The organism is Chitinimonas sp. (genome assembly GCF_041904975.1).
In the GTDB taxonomy this organism is placed as follows: domain Bacteria; phylum Pseudomonadota; class Gammaproteobacteria; order Burkholderiales; family Chitinimonadaceae; genus Chitinimonas.
Genome location: NZ_JAYRLZ010000143.1, coordinates 3,725 through 10,692 on the forward strand (window position 1 = coordinate 3,725; position 6,968 = coordinate 10,692).

Genomic DNA, 6,968 nt, shown 5'->3' on the forward strand with positions numbered 1-6,968 from the left:
GACCTGGCTGCGGCCTGGGGAAGCAATCCACGCGAATTGTTCGAGGATCTGGACGAGGTTCCGATCGGGTCCGCCTCGATTGCCCAAGTGCATCGTGCCCGGCTGGCTGATGGCCGGCCGGTGATCCTCAAGGTGCGCCGGCCCAATATTGTCGGCAAGATCGAGGCCGACCTGCGGGTCTTGCATCATCTGGCCAGCCTGATCGAATTCGAGTTTCCCGAAGCACGCCAGTACCAGCCGGTGCGTATTGTCGAGCAGTTCGCCAAGTCGCTGCGGCGCGAACTCGATCTGGCGCAGGAAGCGCATCACCACCGCCGCTTTGCCGAGAACTTCGCCAACGACCCGTATATCGTCATTCCGGAAATCCATTGGGACTACACCAATGAGATCGTCAATGTGCAGCAGTACATAGGCGGCGTGCCCGGCAACGAGCTGGCGCTGCTGGAGCCGGCGGGGCTTGATCGCAAGTTGCTGGCGCAGCGCGGCGCTGATGCGGTGCTGAAGATGATTCTGATCGACGGCTACTTTCATGCCGACCCGCATCCGGGCAATGTGATTTATCTGCCGGACAATCGCATCGCCTTTATCGACTTCGGTATGGTCGGCCGTTTACCGGGGCCGCGTCGCGATGAAATCGTCGACTTGCTGGCAGCGCTCGCATCGCGCGACGAGCGGGCAATTCTTGGTGTCTTGCTGGACTGGACCGAAGACGTTCCGGTGGACGAGGACAAGCTTGCCGCTGATCTGGCCGAGTTCCTGTTCAATTATGAAAACCTGCCCCTCAAAGATATCCGCTTCGGGCAGCTGCTTAACGATGTGATCGCCATCATGCGTGAGCATGCCATCGTGCTCCCGGCTGATCTCACCTTGCTATTCAAAGCGCTGATTACCCTGGAAGGCCTTGGGCGCCAGCTCGACCCGGATTTTCAGATGGTGCAGCACCTCACGCCCTTTGTGCGCAAAGTGCTGTTCCATCGTTATGCCCCGACGGCGCTGCTGAAAAAAGGGCAGCGCAATCTGTGGGAGATGGTCAAGCTGGCCGGAGGCATGCCGCGCGATATTTCGCGTCTGATCAAGGCGGCCCGGCGCGGCAAATTGCGCATCGATCTTGACCTGAAGCGCCTTGACAGCTTCGGCAGCCAGATCGACCGCGCAGCCAACCGCCTGACCTTGGGCATTGTGACTGGCTGCCTGATCATCGGCTCCAGCATCGTGATGACCGTACCGGCCGGCCCACGCATGTTCGGCTTGCCGGCCTTCGGTTTCATCGGCTTTGTCATCGCATTTTTCAACAGCCTGTGGCTGATCTGGTCGATCTGGCGGGCCGGCAAGGGCAAGGATTGACCGCCCATCCGGCAAAGCAGCGGCGCTGGATGGACGGTTTGTCACATTGCGAGGTGTCCATGCCGCGCGGCCTATAGTGGGCGGATCGACGCTTGCTCGGAGGCTGCCATGTTCCTGAAAACGTTGCGGCAGGTTGTGATTGCGGCGGCCTGCCTCGCTTGCCCGGCTGTGGCGGTCGCGGCCAGCAAGGGTGGTCAGTTCAGCCTGGTGGCAGAGGCGAGCGGGCCGGTGAGCAAGCTGACGCTGGATGTGCAGCTGCGGCCTGCGCCCGCAGACTTGGGCAAAAGCTTCTCGCTCTATATTGTGGCCCTGGTGGGAAACCAGCCGGTTTCGCTGACCCCGGCAGGGGCCGTGCTGGGCGTGGTCAGTCCGTTCCGTACCGCGCCGGTGCAGAACGAACGTTTGCGCATCATCGATGGACTGGATCTGAGCGGCCTTGCCTGCACCCAGCTCTACGCCGGCTATGGCAGCGATCTGGCAGATATGCTGGCCTCTGCCAGCTGGAGCCTGGTGTATACCGTGCCCGAGGCCAGTAGTGCTGCACCATGCCAGCAACCGTCGCTGGCGCCGGTTTCCGGCCTTGGCATGGTCGAGGGCTATGTCTACAGCAAGGGTGGGCAGCTATTGCTGTCGGATTCGGCGACACCACCGGCCGGAGCCAGTGTGGTGGCAGGTGCCCAGGTCAGCGCCGGTGGCAGCAGCGGCAGTAGCGATGCGTCTGGTGCCTTTCTGTTGCGCGGTCTCGCGCCTGGCGGGGTGACGCTGGCGGCCAGTGCCAACGGCTTCAACCCGGTCAGCGCCAGCCTCACTGTATTTGGCGACACATTGATCCGACGGAGCAGCCCGGCCGTATCGCGCGCAACAGCTTTGGAAAGCGTCAATGCTGCGATCAAGCAGCTTGGCTTGAGCAATGGCGCCCTGGTGCTTGGCCCCAGCAACCCCTTGCCGAGCGGCACACAGATTGCGGCCCTGCTGGCCGAAACCGGACAGACGCCGTTCATCTATTCACCATCGGGGCCGCAATGGTTCTTCTTTGCCGACCCTACCCCCGAGCAGCGTTTCAGCCATCCGGTCAGCTACTACTTTGTCGACGCCAATAGCGGTGCGTTCACCGCCCGGGTAGCGCGCAGCAGGCCCTTGATCAATCGCGTGGTTAGTTATGAAAACCTCGGTCCCATTGTGCGCAGCGAACAGCTTGCCCGACTGCCGGCGGATGTGACCAGTGTCAAAGCAGCCAGTGTTCAGCAGGCCTTTGCTGGCGCGCCTCAGGATGGTCAGTTGATGGCAGCGAGCAGCATCGTCTGTGATCCGGCGGGTGAGCCGATCACCTATGCCTTGCTGGTCAAAGGTTTCCCCGAGGATGAAATGCAGGTGGATATTGACCGTATCAAGAAAAACCTCCCGGCACTGACCGGCTCAAGCAATATCCAGATTACCGAGATGGCGTTTGATCATAGTAGCGACCAGTCCGACCCGGCAGCGCAGCTCACCGCAGCTGCACAAAAGCTGTATGCCAAAATGCGCGCCTGCGACACCTTCTTTGTTTACATCGACTCCCATGGTGAAGAGCCGGTAACGGAAAAAGTCGGGCTCCCGATCGGGGAAGGGGGCGGCTACAAAGTGGTACAGATCCAGCACGGCAATGTGCAGCTGGCGACCAAGCCCAGTAGTTCGTATACCAATGGCAAAGTACTGTTCCAGCCAGAGCAGCTTGCCTTGCAGGACATGCCGGCATGCCGTTTTATCGGCATTGTTGATTCCTGTTATTCCGGAGCCTGGATCCCCATCATCACCAAGGTATTGACACCGAAAACCGGTCTCGATGCCACTTTCCTGACATCCACCGACGACAAGTCAAAGTCAGTAGCCTGGGGAAGCTGGGATCCACGCGGACCGACCGGTGGGGTATTCACGACGGCACTGATCAATGCCTTGAATGATGGAAAAACCGCCGCGCCAGCAGCCAGCGACCCGCCTGAACTCAGTGGCTCCGCTTCGGGTCAGGCGTTTATCAAGGCGCGCAATCTCGACAATGTATCGACGCTGACAGTAACCAAAACCAACTGCATTACCGGCGCCTGCCAGAAGCCGCAATTCTGGGTTCGCCCCAAGCTGGCGGGAGAAACCTGTGGTCCGGTCAAGACAGCGTGCGTGTATCCGGCAACGCCGGTCCAGGTGGCTGCCGCCTTTACCAATGGCAGCGGTAGTTGCGGGGCCAATAGCAGCTTCAATGACAGCTTCACCATCCGCGCTGCGGACGGCAAGGTAAGCTTGACCGAATCGAATGGAAGCAGCTTTGGCGGCACAGTCGATAGCGCATGCGTATTCACTGCCACGCGCGGCAGCAGCGAAACCATGGCCGGAACCTTGCAAGCCTCAGGCGGCGCCAGCGGTAAATACAGCTATACCAATGCCGCCGGCTGCAAGACTACATGGGACTTCAGTTTTAGCCCCAAGTAGCAACACGTCTGGTGTGATCAATAAATACGCCGCGCCAGATTGGCCTTGTGGACGATGGTCGAGGCCAGCTCTTCAATCGACTTATTGGTGGTGTTGAGGTGCGGAATGCTGGCATTGCGATACAGCGCCTCGGCCTCGGCCACTTCGAAACGGCAGTTATCAAGCGAGGCGTATCGGCTGTCCGGCTTGCGCTCCGCGCGGATCTGCGCCAGTCGCTCCGGCACGATGGTCAGGCCGAACAGCTTGTGCTTGAACGCCTGCAAGGGCTTGGGCAGGCCGGTCTGGCCGAAGTCGTCGGGGGTAAGCGGATAGTTGGCGGCCTTGATGCCGTATTGCAGGGCGAGATACAGACAGGTAGGCGTCTTGCCGGAGCGGGATACGCCGACCAGCACAATGTCGGCGGTGCTCAAATCCGAGGGCTTGATGCCGTCGTCGTGGGCGAGGGCGTAATTCACCGCCTCGATGCGTGCATTGTATTCATGGAAGTTCTCGATGGCATGGCTCTTGCCGACGGTATGTGACGATTCCTGCTTGAGCTCGGCCTCCAAGGGTTCGATAAAGGCTTCGAAGAAATCCACCACATGCGCTTCCGGGATATGGATGATTTCGCGCACCTCGTTTTTGACGAAGGTGGAAAACACCAAGGGGCGGGCGCCGTCCTGCAGCGCGGTCTGGCGTATCCGCTCCGCCACCTGGTGTGCCTTGTCTATGGTGTCGACGAATGGCAGGGTGACCCGTTTGAAATCAATGCCTTCAAACTGGGTAATCAGGCTATGGCCGAGCATTTCGGCGGTGATGCCGGTGCGGTCGGAAACAAAGTAGACAGTGCGGCGATTGGCCATGGCGGCGGTCTCTGAGCGGAAGGAGATGCCACGATGGTGCCATAGCGGGTGCTTTGCGGGCGAGGCTGTTCGATGTGGTGCGGCACCTTTCATGTTGTTTTTCTGCTTTACATCAAACACTTATGTTGCGATGCAGGATAAAAGCATGAATCAGTTCGGTGCGGCGGCTGCTGACGGCGCGCAAAAAGGCTAGAATCACCCACCTCGAATCCCCTGATATTCCCCAAGGAAACAAGCAAATGGCAGAGAACTACGTCATCTGGTTCGACGAGTTGCGCATGACCGATGTGGAGCGCGTAGGCGGCAAGAATGCCTCGCTTGGCGAAATGATCAGCCAGCTGGCCGCATCCGGCGTCAGCGTACCCGGCGGCTTTGCCACCACCGCCGAGGCCTATCGGGCCTTTCTCGCCCACGATGGCCTCTCTGCCCGCATCAATGCTGCACTGGCTGCGCTGGATGTGGAAAACGTCACCGAGTTGGCCCGAGTTGGCAAGCAGGTGCGCCAGTGGGTGGTCGATACCCCGTTCCCGCCGCAGCTTGATGCTCAAATCCGCGCCGAATACGCCAAGTTGCTGGCAACGTCCACCGGCGAAATCTCGGTCGCGGTGCGCTCATCCGCCACGGCAGAAGACTTGCCTGATGCCTCGTTTGCCGGCCAGCAGGAAACCTTCCTCAATATTGTCGGCATCGACAATGTGCTGCATGCCATCAAGGAAGTATTTGCCTCGCTGTATAACGACCGTGCCATTTCCTACCGCGTCCACAAGGGCTTTGAGCACGCCGATGTGGCACTGTCGGCCGGTATCCAGCGCATGGTGCGCTCGGACAAGGGCGCAGCTGGCGTGATGTTCACCATGGATACGGAATCCGGCTTCAAGGACGCGGTGTTCATTACCTCGTCCTATGGCTTGGGCGAAACCGTGGTGCAGGGCGCAGTCAATCCTGATGAATTTTATGTATTCAAGCCGAATCTGGCGGCAAACCGCCCGGCCATCCTGCGCCGCAATCGCGGTTCCAAGCTGATCAAGATGGAATTCACCGCTGAAGCCGCTGCCGGCAAGTCGGTGCGTACCGTTGATGTATCCGATGTCGATCGCAATCGCTTTTCGATCAGCGACGCCGAGGTGGAACAGTTGGCCCGCTATGCGCTGATTATCGAGCAGCATTATGGCCGGCCGATGGATATCGAATGGGGTCGCGATGGCGTCGATGGCAAGCTCTACATCCTGCAGGCCCGCCCCGAAACGGTGAAATCGCAGGAAACCCGTGGCGAGACCCTGCGCCGCTACCGGCTCAACAGCAAGTCCACCATCCTGACCACCGGTCGGGCCATCGGCCAGAAGATCGGCCAGGGTGTGGTGCGCCTGATTCGCGATGCCAGCGAAATGGAGTCGGTCAAACCCGGCGACGTGCTGGTTACCGATATGACCGATCCTGACTGGGAACCGGTGATGAAGCGGGCTTCGGCGATTGTCACCAATCGCGGTGGCCGCACCTGCCACGCCGCCATCATCGCCCGCGAACTGGGTATTCCGGCGGTGGTCGGCTGTGGTGACGCCACTCGGGCGCTGAAGGATGGCGACTATGTGACCGTCTCCTGTGCCGAGGGCGACACTGGCAATATCTATGAGGGCAAGCTCGATATCGAAATCATCGATCTGGCGCTCGATCGCATGCCGGCCTCGCCAGTCAAGTTGATGATGAATGTCGGCAATCCGGAACTGGCATTTGATTTCTGCCATCTGCCGAATGAAGGTGTGGGCTTGGCCCGCCTCGAATTCATCATCAACCGCATGATCGGCATTCACCCGAAAGCGCTGCTGGAATACCCGGAAGTGCCATGGGATCTGAAGCAGCAGATCGATGAGCGCATTGGCGGCTATGCATCAGCAGTGGATTTCTATGTCGAGCGCCTGGTGGAAGGTATTGCCACCATTGCCGCGGCCTTCTACCCGAAGAAGGTGATCGTGCGCATGTCCGACTTCAAGTCGAACGAGTACTCCAACCTGATCGGCGGCAACCAGTACGAGCCGCATGAAGAAAACCCGATGATCGGCTTCCGTGGCGCGTCGCGCTATATCGCCGACTCTTTCCGCGACTGTTTCGAGCTGGAAACCCGTGCGCTGAAGAAGGTGCGCGACGAAATGGGTCTGACCAATGTCGAGATCATGATCCCCTTCGTGCGCACCCTTGATGAGGCACAAAAGGTAGTGGCGCTGCTCAAGGAGCAGGGCATCGAGCGCGGCAAGAACGGCCTGCGCCTGATCATGATGTGCGAAATCCCGTCCAACGCCCTGTTGGCCGAACAGTTCCTCGAGTATT

Annotated in this window: 4 protein-coding genes; 3 read left to right on the forward strand and 1 reads right to left on the reverse strand. The window is 59.7% G+C overall.

What is annotated here, in order from left to right; all coding sequences use genetic code 11:
• On the forward strand, window positions 1-1,344 hold a 1,344-nt coding region (locus ACE3OH_RS13595; RefSeq protein WP_374353683.1), incomplete at its 5' end, for an ABC1 kinase family protein.
• A 108-nt stretch (window positions 1,345-1,452) separates the two neighbouring features.
• Window positions 1,453-3,804: a hypothetical protein gene (locus ACE3OH_RS13600; protein WP_374353686.1), complete on the forward strand. Its 2,352-nt coding sequence runs from the start codon at window positions 1,453-1,455 to the stop codon at window positions 3,802-3,804.
• 17 nt (window positions 3,805-3,821) lie between these two features.
• Here the strand turns inward: ACE3OH_RS13600 and ACE3OH_RS13605 are convergent, their stop codons facing one another.
• Entirely contained in the window at window positions 3,822-4,646 is an 825-nt protein-coding gene (locus tag ACE3OH_RS13605) for a pyruvate, water dikinase regulatory protein (RefSeq protein ID WP_374353689.1), read from the reverse strand.
• A gap of 239 nt (window positions 4,647-4,885) precedes the next feature.
• Here ACE3OH_RS13605 and ppsA point away from each other — a divergent pair.
• A partial coding sequence (gene ppsA / locus ACE3OH_RS13610; RefSeq protein ID WP_374353695.1) for a phosphoenolpyruvate synthase occupies window positions 4,886-6,968 on the forward strand: 2,083 nt, incomplete at its 3' end.